18 protein-coding genes are annotated in these 21,756 nt (G+C 65.0%); 10 read left to right on the forward strand and 8 right to left on the reverse strand.

Annotated features, from left to right (window positions below):
• From rluB to truB, 6 genes are all read left to right on the forward strand, one after another.
• The gene (gene rluB / locus AC1RQC_RS20815) at positions 1-1,974 is read left to right on the forward strand and encodes a 23S rRNA pseudouridine(2605) synthase RluB (protein WP_492884424.1); all 1,974 of its coding nucleotides are present in this window, start codon (positions 1-3) and stop codon (positions 1,972-1,974) included.
• A 331-nt stretch (positions 1,975-2,305) separates the two neighbouring features.
• Positions 2,306-2,794, forward strand: a complete 489-nt coding sequence (rimP, locus tag AC1RQC_RS20820; RefSeq protein ID WP_043347318.1) for a ribosome maturation factor RimP — start codon at positions 2,306-2,308, stop codon at positions 2,792-2,794.
• Entirely contained in the window at positions 2,791-4,266 is a 1,476-nt protein-coding gene (gene nusA, locus AC1RQC_RS20825) for a transcription termination factor NusA (RefSeq protein WP_043347317.1), read from the forward strand. Before rimP ends, nusA begins: the two co-directional genes overlap by 4 nt.
• Positions 4,267-4,360: 94 nt before the next feature.
• Positions 4,361-7,261: a translation initiation factor IF-2 gene (gene infB, locus AC1RQC_RS20830; protein WP_492372401.1), complete on the forward strand. Its 2,901-nt coding sequence runs from the start codon at positions 4,361-4,363 to the stop codon at positions 7,259-7,261.
• Between the two features lie 63 nt (positions 7,262-7,324).
• Positions 7,325-7,693 carry a 30S ribosome-binding factor RbfA gene (rbfA, locus tag AC1RQC_RS20835; protein WP_492372400.1) on the forward strand — a complete coding sequence of 123 codons (369 nt, stop codon included), beginning with the start codon at positions 7,325-7,327 and terminating at the stop codon, positions 7,691-7,693.
• A 117-nt stretch (positions 7,694-7,810) separates the two neighbouring features.
• Positions 7,811-8,758 carry a tRNA pseudouridine(55) synthase TruB gene (truB, locus tag AC1RQC_RS20840; RefSeq protein ID WP_492884426.1) on the forward strand — a complete coding sequence of 316 codons (948 nt, stop codon included), beginning with the start codon at positions 7,811-7,813 and terminating at the stop codon, positions 8,756-8,758.
• Positions 8,759-8,901: 143 nt separating this feature from the next.
• Here truB and AC1RQC_RS20845 read toward each other — a convergent pair whose 3' ends face one another.
• The 4 genes from AC1RQC_RS20845 to AC1RQC_RS20860 all read right to left on the reverse strand — a co-directional run bounded on the left by AC1RQC_RS20845 (position 8,902) and on the right by AC1RQC_RS20860 (position 13,924).
• On the reverse strand, positions 8,902-10,506 hold the full coding sequence (locus AC1RQC_RS20845) for a DHA2 family efflux MFS transporter permease subunit (protein WP_492372398.1): 1,605 nt from the start codon (positions 10,504-10,506) through the stop codon (positions 8,902-8,904).
• Between the two features lie 2 nt (positions 10,507-10,508).
• Positions 10,509-11,762 (reverse strand): HlyD family secretion protein, encoded by a 1,254-nt coding sequence (locus tag AC1RQC_RS20850; protein ID WP_477134416.1) that lies wholly within the window; start codon positions 11,760-11,762, stop codon positions 10,509-10,511.
• Between the two features lie 72 nt (positions 11,763-11,834).
• On the reverse strand, positions 11,835-13,355 hold the full coding sequence (locus AC1RQC_RS20855) for an AdeC/AdeK/OprM family multidrug efflux complex outer membrane factor (protein WP_492884428.1): 1,521 nt from the start codon (positions 13,353-13,355) through the stop codon (positions 11,835-11,837).
• 89 nt (positions 13,356-13,444) lie between these two features.
• On the reverse strand, positions 13,445-13,924 hold the full coding sequence (locus tag AC1RQC_RS20860; protein WP_052494620.1) for a MarR family winged helix-turn-helix transcriptional regulator: 480 nt from the start codon (positions 13,922-13,924) through the stop codon (positions 13,445-13,447).
• A gap of 223 nt (positions 13,925-14,147) precedes the next feature.
• Between AC1RQC_RS20860 and typA the strand changes: the two genes are divergently transcribed.
• Positions 14,148-15,968 carry a translational GTPase TypA gene (gene typA, locus AC1RQC_RS20865; RefSeq protein ID WP_174428207.1) on the forward strand — a complete coding sequence of 607 codons (1,821 nt, stop codon included), beginning with the start codon at positions 14,148-14,150 and terminating at the stop codon, positions 15,966-15,968.
• A 115-nt stretch (positions 15,969-16,083) separates the two neighbouring features.
• Here typA and AC1RQC_RS20870 read toward each other — a convergent pair whose 3' ends face one another.
• Positions 16,084-16,980, reverse strand: a complete 897-nt coding sequence (locus AC1RQC_RS20870; protein WP_492884430.1) for a sterol desaturase family protein — start codon at positions 16,978-16,980, stop codon at positions 16,084-16,086.
• Positions 16,981-17,222: 242 nt separating this feature from the next.
• On the opposite strand from AC1RQC_RS20870, the gene AC1RQC_RS20875 reads away from it, so the two are divergent.
• The 3 genes from AC1RQC_RS20875 (at position 17,223) to AC1RQC_RS20885 (ending at position 20,642) form a co-directional block, all read left to right on the forward strand.
• Complete coding sequence (locus AC1RQC_RS20875) at positions 17,223-18,785, forward strand: methyl-accepting chemotaxis protein (RefSeq protein WP_492884432.1); 1,563 nt, start codon at positions 17,223-17,225, stop codon at positions 18,783-18,785.
• Positions 18,786-18,873: 88 nt separating this feature from the next.
• Positions 18,874-19,950: an enoyl-CoA hydratase/isomerase family protein gene (locus AC1RQC_RS20880; protein ID WP_492372394.1), complete on the forward strand. Its 1,077-nt coding sequence runs from the start codon at positions 18,874-18,876 to the stop codon at positions 19,948-19,950.
• A 131-nt stretch (positions 19,951-20,081) separates the two neighbouring features.
• Positions 20,082-20,642: an NADPH-dependent FMN reductase gene (locus tag AC1RQC_RS20885; protein ID WP_492372393.1), complete on the forward strand. Its 561-nt coding sequence runs from the start codon at positions 20,082-20,084 to the stop codon at positions 20,640-20,642.
• Positions 20,643-20,772: 130 nt separating this feature from the next.
• On the opposite strand, the gene AC1RQC_RS20890 is transcribed toward AC1RQC_RS20885, so the two are convergent.
• The 3 genes from AC1RQC_RS20890 to AC1RQC_RS20900 all read right to left on the reverse strand — a co-directional run.
• The gene (locus AC1RQC_RS20890; protein WP_174428212.1) at positions 20,773-20,991 is read right to left on the reverse strand and encodes a hypothetical protein; all 219 of its coding nucleotides are present in this window, start codon (positions 20,989-20,991) and stop codon (positions 20,773-20,775) included.
• Positions 20,992-21,170: 179 nt separating this feature from the next.
• Positions 21,171-21,434, reverse strand: a complete 264-nt coding sequence (locus tag AC1RQC_RS20895; protein ID WP_253933418.1) for a hypothetical protein — start codon at positions 21,432-21,434, stop codon at positions 21,171-21,173.
• 114 nt (positions 21,435-21,548) lie between these two features.
• On the reverse strand, positions 21,549-21,756 hold a 208-nt coding region (locus tag AC1RQC_RS20900; RefSeq protein WP_492884434.1), incomplete at its 5' end, for a hypothetical protein.

A 21,756-nucleotide genomic window follows, 5' to 3' on the forward strand; every position in this document is an offset into this window, starting at 1 on the left:
ATGCAACATCCGAATGTGAATACCTTGTCCGATTCTGATCAAGACGTCCGCCAGGCGGATACGCCGGCCGGCGATGCCGGCAATGGCGCCGAAGGCGGCGCCGGCACCGATGGCGCGCCGCGCCGCAAGGGCCTGCGCCGTGGCTTGCGCAATCTGGTGGCCACGCGCCGCCAGGCCGCGCAGGACCGCGACGGCGACCGTGCCGCGGACGGCGGGGCGGCAATCCCTGCGGGCGGCCCCGATGCGGACGCCGCGCAAGACGTGCGTGGCGACGGCGCAAGGAAGGGACGTACGCGTGGCAAACGCAAGCTCGCGGAAGGCGAGGCTGTGCAGGCCGGCGAGCAGCAGGGCGAACGCCCGGCGCCGCGAGGCCGCCGGAACTTCAGCGGTGACAATGCCGAAGGCGCAAGCGAAGCTGGCGGAGAAGCCACGGGCGAGCGCCAGCGTGACGGCGCGCGCGCCAACCCGAACGGGAATGGCGCCCGCAAGCGCAAGCCGCAGCAAGGCCAGCAGCCGCAAGGCGCGGCTCGCCGTGGTGGCGCCGAAGGGCAGCAAGGTGGCCCGCGCCAGCAAGGCAAGGGTAACAAGGGCAAAGGCGGCGCGCAGCGCCCAGCCGCGGGTGTGCCTGAGAAGGCGCCCGCCGCCGCGAGCGGTGAGGACCTCTTCCGCTTTGTCATTTCCGGTCAGTACGACCAGGAAGAGTCGAGCGGTCCGCAGGCCCGGGTCAAGCCGGTGCGCGAGCTGTCTGCAGACGATGATGCGCCCAAGCTGCACAAAGTGCTCGCCGAGGGTGGACTGGGCTCGCGCCGGGAAATGGAAGAGCTGATCCTGCAGGGCCGGGTTTCGGTCAATGGCCTGCCTGCCCACATCGGCCAGCGCATCCTGCCGGCCGACCAGGTCCGGGTCAACGGCAAGCTGATTCATCGCCGTGTGTCGTCCAAGCCTCCGCGCGTGCTGCTGTATCACAAGCCGTCCGGCGAAATCGTCAGCCAGTCGGATCCGGAAGGCCGTCCGACCGTGTTCGACAGCCTGCCGCGCATCAAGGCAGGGAAGTGGGTGGCCGTGGGCCGCCTCGACTTCAACACCGAGGGCTTGCTGATCTTTACCTCCTCGGGCGATATCGCCAACAAGTTCATGCATCCGCGCTACGGCGTGGAGCGCGAATATGCGGTGCGCACGCTGGGTGAGCTGGCCGAGGCCGATCGCCAGCGCCTGCTGCATGGCATCAAGCTCGACGATGGCGAGGCTAATTTTCTGCGCATCGCGGACGGTGGTGGCGAAGGCATCAACCACTGGTACCACGTGGCGCTGACCGAAGGCCGCAACCGCGAAGTCCGCCGCATGTTCGAGGCCGTCGGCCTGACCGTGTCGCGCCTGATCCGTACCCGTTACGGCCAGTTCCTGCTGCCGCGCGGCCTGAAGCGCGGCCGCTGGCAGGAACTCGCGGCGGACGACGTGCGCGCGCTGATGGCATCCATCGGCCTGAAGGCGCCGTCCAAGGGGGATAGCGGTCCCCGCGGCGGCAGCAAGGTGGGTGGCCGGCAGCAGCGCACCGAGGCAGCCATTGCCGGCATGCCGATGCCGACCGGCATGGACGGCCTGCCGCGCGTCAACCGCGGCAACGGCCCGCGCGGCAGCGGTGCTGGCCGCGGCCAGCCGGATCCGATGCAAACGTCGATGGGCTACATCGGTGGCCCGACCCTGCTGACGTCCCATACCACCAAGCTGGGTGGTGGCGCGGCGGGTTCCCCCCGCGGCCCGGGCGGCCCGGGCCGCGGCGGCCGCAGTGGCGGCCGTGGCGCTGGCATGGGCGGCGGCATGGGCGGTATGGGCGGTATGGGCGGTATGGGCGGCGGTCAGAATCGTTCCCAGCGCCGCGGTGGTGGCGAAGCCAATGGGAATGTGATGCCGCAGGCCGGCAAGCCCAACGGCAATCGCCGTCCTCGTGGTGGTGGCCGCGACGGCAATCGTTGAGCGATGCGAGGCAGGGTGCCTTGGGCGGGCCTGGCAGGGAAAAGAGCGGCGCAGGCCGCATCCCTGTCTTGCCAAAGCTGGGTGCCTTTGCCTTTTGCACCGCGACAGCGTATAATCAAAGTCTATTCAAAAGTCATCCTGCAAAAGGGTGGGCGAATGATGGGCATTGCGCCCATTTTTTTTTTGCTTCGCCCGTTTCGTGTGCTTGCCGTGTTTCGCGGCGCGCCGGTCGGGATGACTGGCAGGCAAGCTGGCTGAAGCCGTCAACCAAGACGGCCGTGCCGATGGGCTGGGTCTGCCACGGTATTGATGGCCATTATTCGGGAATACAGTGCATCTGGCAGATTTGATCGAAACCACCCTGAACGGCATGGGGTACGAGCTGGTTGAGCTCGAGCGCGCTCCAGGCGGACTCATGCGCGTCTATATCGATCAGCCTGAAACCGGCATCGTCATTGAGGATTGCGAGAAGGTAAGCCGTCAGCTTACCCACGTGCTCACCGTCGAGAACATCGACTACGAGCGCCTCGAAGTGTCCTCGCCGGGGCTGGACCGGCCGCTCAAGAAACTGGCTGACTTCGTCCGCTTCGCGGGCCAGGAAGCCAGGGTTACCTTGCGCCTTCCGGTCAACGGGCAGAAGAACTTCGTCGGCATCTTGCAGACGCCTACCGGTGAGCCGGGGGCAGAGCAGATTGGCCTCGAGTTCGAAGGCCAGAACGGCACGGCGCTGCTGGAATTCACCATATCCGATGTTGATCGCGCACGCCTGGTGCCGGTGATCGACTTCAAAGGAAATCAGAAAAAAGGGAACAAGCAATGAGCCGCGAAGTTCTGTTGCTCGTCGATGCGCTTGCGCGTGAGAAGAACGTCGACAAGGATGTGGTATTCGGTGCGCTGGAAGCGGCACTCGCTTCGGCAACCAAGAAGCGTTTCGAGGAAGATGTGGATATTCGCGTCGCCATCGATCGTGAGTCCGGTGAGCACGAGACGTTCCGCCGCTGGCTTGTAGTCCCCGATGAACAGGGCCTGCAGGAGCCGGACAAGCAAATCCTCATGTTCGAGGCACGCGAGCAGGATCCGGACATCCAGCTGGATGAGTTTGTCGAAGAGCAGATCGAGTCGGTCGAGTTCGGCCGTATCGGTGCGCAAGCCGCCAAGCAGGTGATCCTGCAGAAGATCCGTGACGCCGAGCGCGAGCAGATCCTCAACGATTACCTTGATCGTGGCGAGAAGGTCATGACCGGCACGGTCAAGCGTGCCGACAAGAAGGGCCTGATCGTCGAGTCCGGTCGCGTCGAAGCGCTGCTGGCCCGCGACCAGATCATCCCCAAGGAAAACCTGCGCACCGGCGACCGTGTCCGCGCATATATCCTGAATGTGGACCGCACGGCACGCGGTCCGCAGATCGAGCTCTCGCGCACCGCGCCCGAGTTCCTGATCAAGCTGTTCGAGAACGAAGTGCCGGAGATGGAGCAGGGCCTGCTGGAAATCAAGGCAGCCGCTCGCGACCCCGGCGTGCGCGCCAAGATCGCCGTGGTGGCGCATGACAAGCGTATCGATCCGATCGGTACCTGCGTCGGCGTGCGCGGCACGCGGGTGACCGCGGTGCGTAACGAGATTGGCGGCGAGGCGGTCGACATCGTGCTGTGGTCGGAAGACCCGGCGCAGTTCGTGATTGGCGCCCTGGCGCCGGCACAGGTACAGTCGATCGTTGTAGACGAGGAAAAGCACAGCATGGACGTGGTGGTCGACGAGGAAAACCTCGCCGTCGCCATCGGCCGCAGTGGTCAGAACGTACGCCTGGCGTCCGAGCTGACCGGCTGGCAGATCAACATCATGACGCAGGAAGAATCGGCACAGAAGCAAGCCGAGGAAAGCGACGTGGTGCGCAAGTTGTTCATGGCCAAGCTGGACGTGGACGAAGAAGTGGCTGACATCTTGATCGACGAAGGTTTCTCCACGCTGGAAGAAGTGGCCTATGTGCCCATCAGCGAGATGTTGGAAATCGACGCCTTCGATGAAGATACCGTCAACGAGCTGCGCAACCGCGCCCGCGATGCGCTCTTGACGATGGAACTGGCCCGGGAAGAAAAGGTGGAAGAGGTGTCGCAGGATCTGCGCTCGCTCGACGGCCTGACCCCGGAACTGATCGGCAAGCTGGCCGAAGGCAATATCCACACGCGTGACGAACTGGCCGAATTGGCCGTCGACGAACTCGTCGACATGGTTGGTCTTGGCGAGGATGATGCCCGCGCGCTGATCATGAAAGCACGGGAACATTGGTTTAACTGAGGGACACGCTCACGTAGTGCTTTTCCAGGCTGCTTGAGCGCGCATTCCACACACAATTGTCCCGACGTATAAACCGAGCATTGAAAGGGTTTGAATGGCAAGCACAACAGTTGCCCAACTGGCCGCAGAACTGAGCCGCAGCGCAGCTGCCCTGCTGGAACAATTGCAGGCAGCTGGGGTGGGCAAGGTGACGCCTGACGACATCATCACCGAATCCGACAAGACCAAGTTGCTGGATTACCTCAAGCGTTCCCACGGGGCGGCCGATGACAGCGCGCGCAAGAAGATCACGTTGACCAAGCGTGAGACCTCCGAGATCCGCCAGGCTGATTCCACCGGCAAGACTCGCACGGTGCAGGTCGAGGTGCGCAAGAAGCGCGTCCTGATCAAGCGCGACGAGGCTACCACCGATGGCGCCGATGGCCACGAAGTGGTCGAGCTTCCGGTCGATGCGGCCGAGCAGGCACGCCAGGATGAGGAAGATCGTCAGCAAGCCGAGTTGCTGGCACGCCAGGAAGCCGAGTCGAAGGCACGCCAGGAAGCGGCCGAACGCGAGGAGGTCGAGCGTCGCGCCAAGCAGGAAGCGCTGGAGGCTGAAGAGCGCCGCCAGGCTGAGCTCGCCGCCCGCAAGGCGGAAGAGGAAGCTGCCGCCCTGCGCGCCGCCGCTACGGCCAAGGCGCCGGAAGACGACGATTCGCGCAAGAAGGCCGAAGACGAAAAGGCTCGCCTGGCCGCCGAACGCGCGGCCGCGCAGAAGGCCGCCGACGACGCCAAGCAGGCTGCCGACAAGGCGCGTGCCGAACAGGACGCAGCGCGCAAGCGCCGCGAGGCCGCCGAAGCCGAAGCCCGTGCCATTCAGCAGATGCTGAATGCGCCGGCGCGCGTGCTCAAGGCGCCGTCGGAACGCAAGGCTGAAGAAAAGAAGGCCGAGCAAACCGGCACACTGCACAAACCGGTCAAGCCGCCTGGCACCGAAGTCAAGAAAGACGAGAAGAAGCCCGCAACGACCACGGCCACCGCTACCACCACCGTCGACAAGAAGACCGGCAAGGTAGTGAAGGCAGGGACTTCCTCGACCTGGCAGGATGAAGGCTCGAAGAAGAAGGGCAGCGGCCTGAAGACCCGCGGCGATTCGTCCGGTGGCGTTGGCGGCTGGCGCGGCGGTCCGCGCGGCCGTGGCAACCGTCACCAGCAAGACGATCGCGGCACGAATTTCCAGGCGCCGACGGAACCGGTGGTGCGCGAAGTACACATCCCCGAGACCATTTCGGTGGCCGACCTGGCGCACAAGATGGCCGTCAAGGCTTCCGAGGTCATCAAGCAGATGATGAAGCTCGGCCAGATGGTGACCATCAACCAGGTGCTGGACCAGGAAACCGCCATGATCGTGGTGGAAGAAATGGGCCACAAGGCGTTTGCCGCCAAGCTTGACGATCCGGAAGCGCTGCTGGTCGTGGGTGGTGAAGACCACACCGACGCCGAGCAGCTGCCGCGTCCGCCGGTGGTGACCGTGATGGGTCACGTCGACCACGGCAAGACCTCGCTGCTGGACTACATCCGTCGTGCCAAGGTTGCGGCGGGCGAAGCCGGCGGTATTACGCAGCACATCGGTGCCTACCATGTGGAAACCGAGCGCGGCGTGATCACCTTCCTGGACACCCCGGGTCACGAGGCCTTCACGGCCATGCGTGCTCGCGGTGCCAAGGCAACCGACATCGTGATCCTGGTGGTCGCGGCCGACGACGGCGTGATGCCGCAGACGAAGGAAGCCATTGCCCACGCCAAGGCGGCGGGCGTGCCCATCGTGGTCGCGATCAACAAGATCGACAAGCCCGAAGCCAACCCGGACCGCGTCAAGCAGGAACTGGTGGCCGAGCAGGTGCTGCCGGAAGAGTACGGCGGTGATTCGCCGTTCGTCCCGGTATCCGCCAAGACCGGCGCCGGTATCGACGACCTGCTCGAGCAAGTATTGCTGCAGGCCGAAGTGCTGGAACTGAAGGCACCGGTGGACGCCCCGGCCAAGGGCCTGGTGGTGGAAGCCCAGCTGGACAAGGGCAAGGGCCCGATCGCAACCATCCTGGTCACCAGCGGCACGCTCAAGCGTGGCGATGTGGTGCTGGCTGGCAGCGCTTATGGCCGCGTTCGCGCCATGCTGGACGAAACCGGCAAGCCGACCAAGGAAGCCGGTCCCTCGATTCCGGTCGAGATCCAGGGCCTGTCCGAAGTGCCGGCAGCTGGTGAAGAAGTGCTGGTGCTGCCGGACGAGCGCAAGGCGCGCGAAATCGCGCTGTTCCGTCAAGGCAAGTACCGCGACGTCAAGCTGGCCAAGCAGCAGGCGGCCAAGCTGGAAACGATGCTGGAACAGATGAGCGAAGGCGAAGTGCAGACGCTGCCGTTGATCGTCAAGGCCGACGTTCAGGGTTCGCAGGAAGCACTGGTGCAATCGCTGCAGAAGCTCTCCACCGAAGAAGTGCGCGTACAGATCGTGCACGGCGGCGTGGGCGGCATCTCGGAGTCGGACGTCAACCTGGCTACGGCCTCGAAGGCGGTCATCATCGGTTTCAACGTGCGTGCCGATGCTGGCGCGCGCAAGCTGGCCGAGAACAACGGCATCGATATTCGCTACTACAACATCATTTACGATGCGGTAGACGAGATCAAGGCGGCAATGTCGGGCATGCTGGCACCGGAAAAGCGCGAAGTCACGCTGGGTACGGTCGAAGTGCGCCAGGTCTTCCGCGTGCCGAAGATTGGCGCGGTGGCTGGTTGTATGGTCACCGACGGGCTGGTCAAGCGTACCGCCCTGGTACGGGTGCTGCGCAACAACGTGGTCATCCATACCGGCGAGCTTGATTCGCTCAAGCGCTTCAAGGATGACGTCAAGGAAGTCAAGCAAGGCTTCGAGTGCGGTTTGTCGATCAAGAACTTCAACGACGTTCAGGAAGGCGACCAGCTCGAAGTGTATGAAATCACCGAGGTGGCGCGCACGCTGTAAGGCGTGTTGCGGGCGGCGGGCCAACTGGCCCGCCGCTGCCCTTCTCGACAGCAAGCGTATTGAATGGCCAAGAAAGGCAATATCTCCTCTCGTAATCTCCGGATTTCCGACCAGATCCAGCGCGACCTGGCCGAGATGATCCAGCGTGAGCTGCGCGATCCCCGCCTGGGGCTCGTCACACTGCAGTCGGTCACGCTGACCCCCGACTACGCGCACGCCAAGGTGTACTTCACCGTCCTGGCGGCTGATGCCACGGAAGTGGAGGGCATCCTCAACGAAAAGTCCGGTTACCTGCATTCGCTGCTCTACAAGCGGTTGCATATCCATACCGTGCCGACGCTGCGCTTCTTCCACGATACCTCGGTGGAACAAGCGATCGAGATGTCCAAGCTGATCAAAGAAGCCAACTCCACACGCGCAAAAGAAGACTGATAGACGGCCCGTAACCACGGGCCGTTTTCTTGTTCGCGCTGGTTGCTTCGCGTCTCCTTTGTCCCTGTCTGTCGCGCCCGGCCCCGAAGCTTTGCCGGCGTCACATAGCTCCCCGTCATGACCCATCCCAACACCAATCGCCCGCCCCGGCAACCGCGCCGCGAGGTGCATGGCGTGCTGCTGCTCGACAAGCCGCTCGGCCTTTCGTCCAACGATGCGCTGGTGCGTGCCAAGCGCATGCTGCGCGCGCTAAAGGCCGGACACACCGGCACGCTCGACCCGCTGGCCACCGGCTTGCTGCCGCTGTGCTTTGGCGAGGCGACCAAGTTCTCGCAGGACCTGCTCGAGGCCGACAAGACGTACGAAGCCACTGTGCGGCTGGGCCTCAAGACCGCGACCGGCGACGCCGAGGGCGAGGTAATCGCCGAGCGTCCGGTAACCTGCGATATCGCGGCGCTACGCGCCGCAATGCTGCGCTTCGCCGGCGAAATCGAGCAGGTGCCGCCGATGCATTCCGCACTGAAGAAGGACGGGCGTCCACTGTACGAATACGCACGTGCCGGCCAGACGGTGGAGCGCGCCGCGCGCCGCGTCACCATCCACGAAATCATGCTGCTCGATTGCGGGCTGCCGCAGGTGCCCACCTTCAGCATGCGCGTGACCTGCAGCAAGGGCACTTATATCCGCACCCTGGCCGAGGACATCGGCGAGGCGCTTGGGTGTGGCGCCCACCTGACCGGCTTGCGCCGTACGGCGGTAGGCGACCTGAGCCTGGAAGGCGCGGTCACGCTGGAGCAGATTGAGCAGCGCTCCGACGAGGAGCGCCCCGGAATGCTTGCGCCGGTCGATGCGCTGTTGCAACGCTGCGTAGCGGTGACGCTCGACGAGGTCGCGATGGCGCGCTTCCTGCAGGGCCAGCGCATCGCGCAGCGCGACCTGCCGGCGGGCGTGGCGCTGGCGGAAGACGAACTCGCCAGTGTCTATGGCGGCGAGCCGCGCCGCTTGCTTGGCGTGGCGCGCATGCGTGAAGGCGCCTTGCGGCCCGAGCGGCTGGTCAAGCTCTAACGCGGCCAATGCGGCTGCATCGGGCACGAAATCCTGACGGCTTGAGCCTGGGGTGAGGGGGCAGGGCCAGAAAGCACGAGGCCGATGCCTGTGACGGCATCGGCCTCGCTGTGCGGCGCGTGTACTGAGTGCAACTAATGCAGTTAGTGGGCCCCGGCCGCGGAGGCGTCCAGATCGCCTCCCTTCTTGGGCTTGGTCAGCCAGACAAAGACAATCAGCACGAAGAACAGCACGCCCGAGATCCAGAAGATATCGTTGGCGCCCAGCATGGCCGCCTGCTGCGAAATGCTGCGCTCGATCTGGCCGTTGGCCTGGGCCTGGCTCATGCCCATCTGCATCAGGTGGTTGAGCTGGTCGAGATAGGTCGGGTTGTACGGGTTGACCTGTTCAACCAGTTGCGCGTGATGCAGCGCCGTGCGGTTTTCCCAGATGGTGGTCGAGATCGACGCACCGATCGCACCGAACGTGATCCGCACGAAGTTGGACACCCCGGAGGCCGACGGGATCTTCTCCGGCGGCTGGCCCGACAGGATGATCGAGGTCAGCGGAATGAAGAACATCGCCATCGCCGCGCCCTGGATCAGCGTGGGGATCATCAGCGTGCGGGTATCGACCTGCAAGGTGAATCCCGAGCGCATCAGGCTGACCACGCCAAAGGTGACGAAGGCCATGGTCGCGACCCAGCGCGCATCCATCTTGGGCAGGTTCTTGCCGATCAGCGGCGACAGCAGGATGGCGAAGATCCCGACCGGCGCCATCACGATGCCGGCATCCGTCGCGGTATAGCCGACGATGGTTTGCAGCCATAGCGGCAGGATCACCAGGTTGCCGAAGAACAGGCCGTAGGCCACCGAGATGGCCACCACCCCCGCGCTGAAGTTACGTCCCTTGAACAAGGTGATATCGACGATCGGATGCTTCTCGTAGCTCTCCCAGATCAGGAAGAACAGGAAGCCCACAATGGCCACCACCGTCAATACGACGATCGAGGTCGAGTGAAACCAGTCGAGCTCCTTGCCCTTGTCGAGCATGAGCTGCATCGAGCCTACCCAGATCACCAGCAGCGCCAGCCCGATCCGGTCGATCGGCAGGATCTTGATCGGCGTCTCGCGGTCGCGGTAGATCGCCCAGGTCGCATAGGCGGCGCCCAGGCCCACCGGGATGTTGATGTAGAAGATCCACGGCCAGGTCATGTTGTCCGAGATCCAGCCGCCCAGCAGCGGCCCCATGATCGGCGCCACCAGCGTGGTCATGCCCCATAGGGCGAGCGCCATGGTGCTTTTCTGCGGCGGATAGCTCGACAGCAGCAGCGATTGCGACAGCGGAATCATTGGCCCTGCCACTGCGCCCTGCAGCACGCGCGCGGCCAGCAGCACTTCGAGGTTGGGCGCGACACCGCACAGCCACGACGAGATCACGAACAGCAGGATCGAAGTGATGAACAGCCGCACCGCCCCGAAGCGCGTGGTCATCCATCCGGTCAGCGGCACCGAGATGGCGTTCGCCACCGCGAACGAGGTGATGACCCAAGTGCCCTGGTTGGGTGCCACGCCAAGGTCGCCCGAGATGGCCGGGATCGATACGTTGGCGATCGAGGAGTCGAGCACGTTCATGAACGTGGCCAGCGACAGCGCGATCGTGCCGACGATCAGCTTTGCGCCCGACAACGGCACTGGCGCGGCGGGGCGCGCCGCTGGCGCCGTCGGGCCGGGCGAGGCGCCGTCGCGCGCGGGGAGGGAGGTAGCCATGTTCAGGTGTTGGCGGGCTTGGCGGCGGCCGGCGCCGACGAGACTGGCGCTGCCATGGGCTCGGTCGCCTGGCGGCCGCCGTTGTTCAGCGAGATGATGCGGGCGATCAGCGCGTCGGCGTCCTGCGCGACCTTCTCATAGACGTCGGTCTGCATCGGGCGCGCAACCGTGGCGTTGGTCATGGCCGCGCCTTCTTCCTTGCGCACATCCACCGTCACGTTCATCGACAGGCCAACCCGCAGCGGGTGGTCCTTGAGCTGCTGCGGGTCCAGCGCGATGCGCACCGGCAGGCGCTGCACCACCTTGATCCAGTTGCCGGTGGCGTTCTGCGCCGGCAGCAGCGAGAAGGCCGAGCCGGTGCCGGCCGAGAAGCCTTCCACCTTACCGTTGTAGGTCACCTTGGAGCCGTACAGGTCGGCCTCCAGCGTGACCGGCTGGCCTACGCGCATATGCGTGATCTGCACTTCCTTGAAGTTGGCGTCGATCCACACCTGGTCCAGCGGCACCACGGCCATCAGTGGTGCGCCCGGGGCCACGCGCTGGCCGACCTGCACCGAGCGCTTGGCCACGTAGCCGGTCACCGGCGCGGGCAGTGTCGAGCGTGCGAACGCGAGATAGGCGGCGCGCAGGTTGGCGGCGGCGCGCTGCACGTTGGGGTGCTTCTCCACCGTGGTCTGGTCGGTCAGCACCTTGTTGGATGCCAGTTGCTCGCGCGTGGCCAGGAGCGCCGATTGCGCGGCCGTGAGGGCGGTCTGTGCGTGGGAGATTTCTTCGCCCGAAACCGCGCCGGAGCCGGCGATGGCCTCGCGGCGCTTCAGATCTTCACGCGCCTTGGCCACGTCGGCTTCGCGCATGGTCACGTTGGCCGCCAGCGAGCCGTTGTTGACGTAGAGCGTGCGCACTTCACGCACGGCTTGCGCCAGTTGCGCCTCGGCCTGCTCCATGGCGACCTGCGAGTCGGCGCGGTCGAGCTGGATCAGGGGCTGGCCCGCGGTGACCAGTTGCGTGTCGTCGGCCGCGATCGAAATCACGGTGCCGCCGACCAGTGGGGTGACCTGCACCACGTTGCCCGCGACATACGCGTCGTCGGTGCTCTCGAAGTGGCGCGCGTACATGCCCCAGTAGATGCCGTAGGCCACGCCGGCCACCACGACCGCGGCGGTCAGCGAGAGCAGCAGGCGCTTGCGCTTGCCGTTGTTGTTGACGGGAGCCGCCGGGGAGGCGGGAGTCTGGGCCGCTTGCTTGTTATCGCTCATGATCGTCTTTTAAGAATGCTGTCGGTACTGCTCGTTGTTTTTCCGGCCGCTTGGCCGTAGTCACCTAACCGTTTAGCCGCGTGCCTCGGCTGGCTTCTGCGCATCCGTCGCGGCGCTTTCGGCTTGTTCCTGGTAACCCCCGCCGAGCGCCTTCATCAGGCCCATCTGCAGGTCCAGGCGGCGCGCCTGCAGGTCGGTGGCAAGGCGGCGTTGCTGCAGCACGTTGCTTTCGGCATTGAGCACCGTGAGCTGGGTGCCCAGCCCGGCCTTGTAGCGGATGGTGGACAGTGAGTAGGCGCGCTCGGCGAGAGCCAGCGCCTCGCGCTGGGCCGTGATCTGCGTGTCCACGCTGCGGATGCTGGCCACCGTGTCGGCGGCTTCGCGCAGCGCATCGACCAGCGCCTGGTTGTAGTTGGCCACGGCGAGGTCGTATTGCGCGTACTTGCCCTTCAGGTTGGCGCGCAGCTTGCCGCCCTCGAAGATCGGCAGGCGGATCGCCGGGCCGATGCCAAAGGTCCGGCTGATGCCCATCAGCAGGTTGGACGGGTCCAGCGACGCAACGCCGGCAAAAGCGGACAAGGTGACGGCCGGCAGGAATTCCGTGCGCGCCACCTCGATATCCTTGCTGGTGGCCTCCACGCGCCAGCGTGCGGCAACCAGGTCCGGGCGGCGGCCCAGCAGGTCGATGGTGAGGTTGTCCGGCAGCAGCGGCGTGCTTTGCGCCAGGATGGTCGGGCGCTGGATCGCCAGGCCGCGGTCCGGGCCCTTGCCCAGCAGCGCGGCGAGCTGGTTGCGCGCCAGCAGGATGTCTTCATCCACGCGCAGCAGGTCGGTCTGTGCCGATGCCACCGTGCCGCGCGCCTGCGTGGTTTCGACCTGGGTGTCCAGGCCGGCATTGAGCCGGTCGCGTGACAGGTCGCTCAGGCCGCGGCGCTGGGCGATGGCGCGCTCAGCCACGTCGCGTTGCGCGTACAAGGCGGCCAGGCGTGCATAGGTGCGGGCGACCGACGTAGTCAGGATCAGGCGCGAAGCCTGGCTTTCGGCCTCGGCGGCGCGGTCGTCGGACAGCGCGGCTTCGAGCGCCTTGCGGTTCTTGCCCCAGAAGTCGAAATCATAGGAGAGCCCGGCTTGCAGGCGTGACTGGTTCTGCCACGAGCCGGCCAGCGGCGTGCCTTCGAACAGGTCCGTTTGCGAGAAGCGCTGGCGCACCAGGCTGCCGTCAAAGTCGACGTGCGGGTACAGCGCGCTGCGCGTGGCGTCCGCCATCGCGCGGGAAGCTTCCACACGCGCGAAAGCGGCTTGCAGGCTGGGGCTGTCCTTTACCGCCTCGTCGACCAGGGCGCGCAGTTGCGGGTCCTTGAACTGGTCGACCCAGTCAAGCGAAGGCCACTGGCCATGCTGCGAGGGCAGCGCCTGGGCGCTGGCGAGCGAGGCCGGCGCGGTAACGGTCTGCGTGCTGTGCGAGTTGCCGAACGCGGCGCAGCCCGTCAGCACCGCGGCCGCCAGTGCGGTCAGCACCAGCGTGCCGGTCCGGCGGCCCGCGGCGCGCGCGCGCGGCGACAAAGCGGAAAAAGAAGAGAGAGCTTGGTTCATCTGGGTGCCCTGCGATAGAGCGTTAGTGTTTGTTCTTGTATTTGAGAGATCGTGGCGCCGCTGGCGTCACTGGCCGCCAAGCCTGGCCGCTACCCGCTGTTGTTGCCGATGATCCGGTGCAGCATCGAGCGGAAGGTCTGTAATTCGGCTTCGGAGAAGCCGCGGAAATGCCGGTTCAGCACGCGGCAATAGATCTGAGGCAGCTGGTTCACGAGGATCTGGCCGGCGGGCGTGATCGACAGGTCGACCACACGCCGGTCGGCATCGCTGCGCTGACGCTCGATCAGGCCGCGCTTTTCCAGGCGGCTGAGCAGGCGCGTGACCGAACCCATATCGCAATTGAGCTCCCGGCCAAGGTCAGTCACCGTGCTGCCACGGCCGGCGGCCAGCATCATCAGGCAGGTGGCCTGGGCGTGCGTGATGTCCAGGCCATCGACCTCCTGCTCCACGCCGTGCGACAGCACGTTCTTGGCGCGTGCCATCAGATAGCCGATGCTTTCGCCCATGCGGTACTCGGCCGGGTCGAACGGGAAGGCTTCGTCGGAAATGGGCTGGCTCTGCTCGGACATCTCGGCTCGGTGCTTGTCGGTGCAATGTTTGCCGTGGCAACTATATGTTCACGTTCGCCGATCCGCAAGGACGTCAATTTGCTATTGCGGATATCGCAATAATTGGGTATGTGACGGGGTGACGGCTTGGGAAGCTTCCCAATGTCGTCCTCGGGTTTTGCGCCGCAGCATGCTATAATTTCGGGTTATCTTTTGATGCTCAGCCCCAAAGCGAGACGCTGCAATGACCCGCGCCATCCGCAATATCGCCATCATCGCTCACGTCGATCATGGCAAGACCACTCTGGTCGACCAACTCCTGCGCCAGGCAGGCACCTTCCGCGACAACCAGCAAATGGTCGAGCGCGTGATGGACTCGAACGACATTGAAAAGGAACGCGGGATCACCATCCTCGCGAAGAACTGTGCTGTCGAATACAACGGCACCCACATCAATATCGTCGATACCCCTGGCCACGCCGACTTCGGCGGTGAAGTGGAGCGCGTGCTGTCGATGGTTGACGGCGTGCTGCTGCTGGTTGACGCTGTCGAAGGCCCGATGCCGCAGACCCGTTTCGTCACGCGCAAGGCGCTGGCGCTGGGCCTGAAGCCGATCGTGGTGATCAACAAGGTCGACCGTCCGGGCGCGCGTCCGGAATGGGTGATCAACCAGACGTTCGACCTGTTCGACAAGCTGGGCGCCACCGATGAGCAGCTCGATTTCCCGGTGATCTACGCATCCGGCCTGAACGGCTACGCCGGCCTGACCGACGACGTGCGCGAAGGCGACATGAAGCCGCTGTTCGAGACCGTGCTGGCCAAGGTGCCGGTCCGTGACGACAACCCGGACGGTCCGCTGCAGCTGCAGATCATCTCGCTCGATTACAACAGCTATGTCGGCAAGATCGGCGTAGGCCGCATTTCGCGTGGCCGCGCCCGTTCGCTGCAAGACGTGGTGGTCAAGTTCGGCCCGGAAGGCAACCCCATCAAGGGTCGTATCAACCAGGTGCTGAAGTTCCAGGGCCTGGAGCGCGAAATCGTGGCGGAAGCCGAAGCCGGTGACATCGTGCTGATCAACGGCATCGAAGAACTGGGCATTGGTTGCACCGTGTGCGCACCGGATGCGCAAGACGCGCTGCCGATGCTGAAGGTGGACGAGCCCACGCTGACCATGAACTTCTGTGTCAACACGTCGCCGCTGGCCGGCCGTGAAGGCAAGTTCGTGACCAGCCGCCAGCTGCGCGAACGCCTGGACCGCGAACTGAAGTCGAACGTGGCGCTGCGCGTGGCCGAGACCGGCGACGACACCATCTTCGAAGTGTCGGGCCGCGGCGAGCTGCACCTGACCATCCTGCTGGAAAACATGCGCCGCGAAGGCTACGAGCTGGCCGTGTCGCGCCCGCGCGTGGTGTTCAAGGAAATTGACGGCGTCAAGCACGAGCCGTATGAACTGCTGACCGTGGACGTCGAAGACGGCCACCAGGGCAGCGTGATGGAAGAGCTGGGCCGCCGCAAGGGCGAATTGCTCGACATGGCGTCCGACGGCAAGGGCCGCACCCGCCTCGAGTACCGCGTTCCGGCCCGTGGCCTGATCGGCTTCCAGGGCGAGTTCCTGACGCTGACCCGCGGCACCGGCCTGATCAGCCACATCTTCGACGACTACGCGCCCCTGCGCGAAGGCGGCCTGGGTGAGCGCCACAACGGCGTGCTGATCTCGCAGGACGACGGCGACGCCGTGGCCTACGCGCTGTGGAAGCTGCAGGATCGCGGCCGCATGTTCGTCAAGCCGGGCGATGCACTGTACGAAGGCATGATTATCGGCATCCACAGCCGCGACAACGACCTGGTTGTGAACCCGATCAAGGGCAAGCAGCTGACCAACGTGCGCGCCTCGGGTACCGACGAAGCCGTGCGCCTGGTCACGCCGATCCAGATGTCGCTGGAATACGCTGTGGAGTTCATCTCCGACGACGAACTGGTGGAGATCACGCCGAAGAGCATCCGCCTGCGCAAGCGTCACCTGAAGGAGCACGAGCGTAAGCGTGCTTCGCGCGAATCCGTGTAAGCGTTTTCGTCCCAGGCTACTTTGCCAGCAAAAAAACCGCGCCTTGTGCGCGGTTTTTTGTTGTCTGCTTTTCGTGGCGCCTTCGGCTATCCAGCCTATTCGGCCTATTCAGCCATCATGCGTCCTGGCTGTGGTCCGTCCCATATGCGGTGCCGGCCATCGGCACGTCCCTGGCCGCCAAGTCGCGCGGATGACGCCACTCGGGCGGTTTCCAGAGGTGCCGCAGGTCGCGATGACGCCACGCGTCGGCGAACATGCCGCGCCATTCATGGAAGGTGAGAGTGATCGGGTTATGGCTGACGATGCGACGCGTAATGCCGTATTCGGGCGGCGCCTCTTCGGGCACGAAGGAGCCGAACATGCGGTCCCACACGGTCAGCACGCCCGCATAGTTGCGGTCGATGTACTGCGGATTGCGCGCATGGTGTACCCGGTGTACTGACGGCGTATTGAACAGCCATTCAAGCCGGTGCCAGCGGCCGCCCAGCCGGGTGTGCACGAAAAACTGGAAGGCCAGGTTCAACCCCACCGCCAGGATCACCCAGTCGGGCGTGAAGCCAATCAGCGCCAGCGGAATCCAGAACAGCCACATGCCCGAGAGCGGATACGTCAGGCTCTGGCGGAACGCCGTCGAGAAATTCATGCCCTCCGAGGAATGATGGGTGACGTGCGAAGCCCACATCCAGCGCACCCGATGGCTAGCGCGATGAAACCAGTAGTAGAGGAAATCCTGCAGCAGCAGCAATAGCAGGAACGACCAGACCGTCTGCGGCATCGCCCTCAGGCCATGCTGGTAGCTCCACGTGTAGACCGTGCGCACCATCAGCCACAGGAAGAACGCGTCCGACGCCTGGTGCATCAGCGCCAGCGCAGCGTTGGACGCGGTATCGCGCAGGGTGTAGATGGTGGGGGCGCGGCGGGCCCAGTACCAGGCCTCCGCGCCGATGGTCAGCAGGAAGACTGGCGCGAATGCTAGCAGGATCAAGCCGGGATCGATTGTTGACGGTGTCATGCGCAAAGTGTTGCCTGATTCTGTCGGTTTTGTCTGGAGGCGATCCTCTATACGGTCGTGCGGTGTTGCCAAATGCGTACGCTAGCGCACCCAAAAATGCTCCCTGCGCACATTCGCATTCCTGATTATTTTGCATGACTGAATATCCGCATGCGCGGGGTCAAGGAGCGGTGAGGGGCGCCGTTATAGCGGGGCGGCCAAAAACGGAGCCGCATCAGCACTAAATCCAACGGGGAGCCCTCATGTTTCGCAACACTACGATCGGTACAAGATTGTGGATTCTGACTATCGTCACCAATGCGCTGTTGATGATTGTCGGTGCCGTAGGCTGGCTTGGCATGTCGCGCAGCAATGACGCCACGCGGCAGATCTACCAGCATCAGCTCTCCGCCGCGGTCAACCTGGCCGAGGCGCGTTCCAACCAGTTGCTCGTGCGAGTCTTGCTCGACCAGGCCACCTTCGCCGCCGATCCCGCCGACGCTCGCGCGCGCGCTGATACCGCCGAGGGTTTTGCGCGCCAGTCCGATGCGGCCTGGAAGGCCTATCTGGCGCTGCCGCGTTCGGCCAAAGAAGCCCGCGCGGCCGCGGACGTCGCCGCCAAGCGCGAGGCGTTGTTCACGCAAGGTGTGTCGCCGATGATCGCCGCGCTTAAGCAAGGCGACCGCGAGGCGGTGATGCGCGCCGTGCTGGAAACCATTCCCAAGCTCGATATCGCTTTCACGGCCGTCAATACCGAGTTGGGCAAGCTGCAGCTCGCCGGCGCGCTGGAGGTCTATCACGGGTCGCAGGAGCGCTACACCACGCTGCGCTCGCTGTCGATCGGCGTGCTGGGGTTTGGCTTGTGTTTCAGCACGGTGGTGGCCTGGCGCCTGCGGCGTTCCATCGTGGGTCCGCTCGATACGGCCATCGCCCGCTTCGAGCGCATCGCCGCCGGCGATCTTGGCGCGAAGGCGGATGGCGCTGGCTCCGGCGCCGAGGCGGAGCGCAGCGAGACTGGCCGCATGCTCGCCATGCTCGGGCGCATGCAAGAGAGCCTGGCCGCGATGGTGAGCGACGTGCGTGGCGGGGCCGATTCCATTGCCGCCGCCAGCAAGCAGATTGCCAGCGGCAACAGCGACTTGTCGCAACGCACGGAGCAGCAGGCCGCGTCGCTCGAGGAAACGGCGTCCAGCATGGAGGAGCTCACGGGCACGGTGCGCCAGAACGCGGATAGCGCGCGCGAGGCCAATGACCTGGCCAGCAGCGCCACCGGCCTGGCGGAGCGTGGCAGCGACGCGGTGGCGCGCGTAGCCAGCACCATGCAGGCGATCGACGCCAGCGCCAACAAGATCGTCGACATCATCGATGTGATCGAGAAGATCGCATTCCAGACCAATATCCTCGCTCTCAACGCGGCGGTGGAAGCCGCGCGGGCCGGCGAGCACGGACGAGGCTTTGCGGTGGTCGCGGGCGATGTGCGCGATCTCTCGCAGCGCTGCGCGGGCGCGTCCAAGGAGATTCGCACGCTGATCGGCGACTCTGTGTCGCGCGTGCGCGCCGGCGGCGAGATGGTCGAGCAAGCGGGGCAGGTGATGCAGGAAATGGTGGGTGCGGTGCGCCGCGTGAGCGGCATCATGGGCGGCATTAGTTCGGCATCCGATGAGCAATCGCGCGGCATCGAGCAGGTCAACCAGGCGGTGGCGCAGATGGACGGCATGACCCAGCAGAACGCCGCGCTGGTCGAGCAGGCCGCTGCGGCAGCGGCTTCGCTGGAGGACCAGGCGCAGCGGCTCACCGGGCTGATGTCGGCATTTCGGGTGGCCTGAGCGCAGTGTCTCGGACGCCGCTCAGGGGGGTGCGGCGCGCAGCTTGGCTGGTGTAAAGTTGCGGGTTGCATTCGCGGAGAAAAGAGACATGACTGACTTGGTCACAAGCGAGATCCGGGGTGGCATCGGCTACCTGACGCTGAACCGGCCCCAGGCGCTCAACGCACTGTCGCTCGAGATGATTCGCGCCATCACCCAGGCGCTCAACGCATGGGCGGTGGCGCCCGAAGTGGCGGCCGTAGTCATCGCCGGCGCGGGCGGCAAGGCTTTTTGCGCCGGAGGCGACATCCGCTTTTTCCACAAGGCCGCGCTCGCCGGCGATCCGGCGCTCGATCAGTTCTTCGTCGAGGAATACGCGCTCAATCACTTGATCCATACCTACGCCAAGCCTTACATCGCGCTGATGGACGGCGTGGTGATGGGCGGGGGCATGGGCATCTCGCAAGGCGCACGCCGCCGTCTGGTGACCGAGCGGACCAAGATGGCAATGCCGGAGACCAATATCGGCTTGTTCCCGGACGTGGGCGGCGGCTGGTTCCTGTCGCGCACGCCCGGCCGCCTGGGTGAATACCTGGGCCTGACCGGCGCCATGATTCATGCTGCCGACGCACTGTACGCAGGCCTGGCGGATGCCTACCTGCCGGGCAATGCCATGGCGGAACTGGTGGAGGTGCTGCGCGCGCGTCAGTTTGCCGATGGCGACGCCGTGCTCGCCTGCATCGACGAGGCCACCGCGGCGCACCGCGCCGCCTGCCTGCCGGGCGAAAGCCAGCTGGCCAAGCTGCAGGACGAGATCGACGGCCTGTTTGCCGGCGCCTCGGTGACAGGGATCGTGGCAGCGGTGAGCGATGCCGGCTCCGACTGGGCCGCGCAGACGGCCGCCATGCTGCGCGCGCGTTCGCCGCTGATGCTCAACGTCACGCTGGAGCAGATCCGCCGCGCCCGCACCATGGCGCTGAACGACGAGCTGCGCATGGAGCTGGACATGATGTACTACGTGTTCCGCCATGGCGACGGCGTCGAGGGCATTCGCGCGCTGGCAGTCGACAAGGACCACGCGCCGAAGTGGCAGCCAGCGCGCCTTGATGAGGTCACCCGCGAGCGCGTGCACGCGTTTTTCGACAGCCCCTGGGCACATGGTGAGCATCCGCTGGCGGCGCTGTAGGCTGGCGACTGGCGGTTCCTTTCGCGCAAATGGATTAGAGTGACGCTTGGAGCGGCCCCGCGGCGCAACAATGCGGTGCGCGAGCGCCGGCTCCGCCCACCCATAGTGCTGTGAACGAGAAAGGAATCGCGATGAGTACTCCACGTGATGTAGCCGTATTGGTAGGCAGCCTGCGCAAGGACTCCTTCAACCGCAAGCTGGCACTCGCGCTGGCCGCGATGGCGCCGGCCGGGCTCAAGCTCGAAATCGTCGAGATCGGCCAGTTGCCGCTGTACAACCAGGACGACGACGCCAGCCCGCCCGCGCCATGGGTCGCCTTTCGTGACCGCATCCGGCGCGCCGACGCCGTGCTCTTCGTGACACCCGAGCACAACCGCTCGGTGCCGGCCGCGCTCAAGAACGCCATCGACGTCGGCTCGCGCCCCTACGGCCAGAGCGCCTGGGACGGCAAGCCCGGCGGCGTCATCAGCGCCTCGCCTGGCGCTGTCGGCGGCTTCGGTGCCAACCACCACCTGCGCCAGTCGCTCGTCTTCCTCAATATCCCGGTCCTCCAGCAACCGGAAGCCTACATCAGCGGCGTCGACAAGCTCTTCGACGAGCAGGGCGGCATCGCCAGCGAGTCCACCCGCGGCTTCCTGGGCAAATACCTGGCTACCTACGCCGCCTGGATCGAGCGCAACGCGGCTCGTTAAGGGGCAAAGTAACCAGCAAAGTAATCGCCAACGCTCCCAAAACCCATCCCCCAAAAACACTGACGCCCGTTGCCGACAGGGCAACGGGCGCGGAGGGCAGAATATCGCTGCCTTGCGCTTCTGATTCGACTTACTTGCGCTTGATGTCCCCGGCCGGCCGCGACTGCGTGCCTGCCAGCGGTTGGCCTGGAAAGCCCTCCGGATAGCTGATGACGCGCAAGGCTCCCCCGAGCTTGCGCGACGTCCATGCATGACCGGCGCGCGTTCTCGCGCCGCCTGTGATTGCCACCATGGCTTCTCTGTCAAGATCCACGCTGTCCGGCAAATCCTTGATGACGATGACGGCCATGACTTCCTCCTGCAGGGTGGCGAAGGCCGGCTCGGCCGGGGTTCGCCGGGTGGGTGCGCGCGATGCGGCAAGCCCAGCCAGATCAGTATAGGCCACGGGTTTTACCTCCGGGGCAGTGCCAGCTCGTGCGCAACAGCCGTGGAAACCCTTGGGTTTCCACGGAGCGGGGCGCATCTCGCTCAGACCGCGGCGTGGGTGGCGGCCCACTGCGACGGGTTGACGTCGATGCTCAGCGGGCCGAAGCCGGAGCCGATCACGCCGACGTTGTTGAGCGTGTTCACGTTGATGCTCTGCAACTGGGCGATGTTCTGGTTGACGTTGACATTGACGTTGGCCACCGGGCCCAGTCCTTGCAACCAGGAATTGCCGCCGCGCACCGCGGCCAGGGACTTGCTGTCGAGGTCTTGGTTCAGGGCGAGGTCGCGCACGATGATGGATGACATGATGGTTCTCCTAGACTTCACTTGACTTGATTGCTGGAACTTGATCGCTGGAAATGGCGGGTACTGGCTGGCAGCGCAGGCGGCGGTGCCGCCTCTTGCCGGTGCCGGGACCATTCAATAAATGTTGTTGCTGGCGTTCTGGGTCGACGTCACGTGGGACTTGATGTCGTCGGCAAAGGCCGTGTTGTTGCCGTTCATGTTCACGACGTTCTGGGTCTGGCCGATCAGCTGCGAAGCATTGAAGTTCGAGTCGATCTTGGTCAGGCTGAAGACGGGCATGAAGGGCACGAAGCCGCCGCGCACGGCGCGCATGGCGCGGGCG

Source organism: Cupriavidus sp. GW822-FHT03E04 (assembly GCF_058801495.1).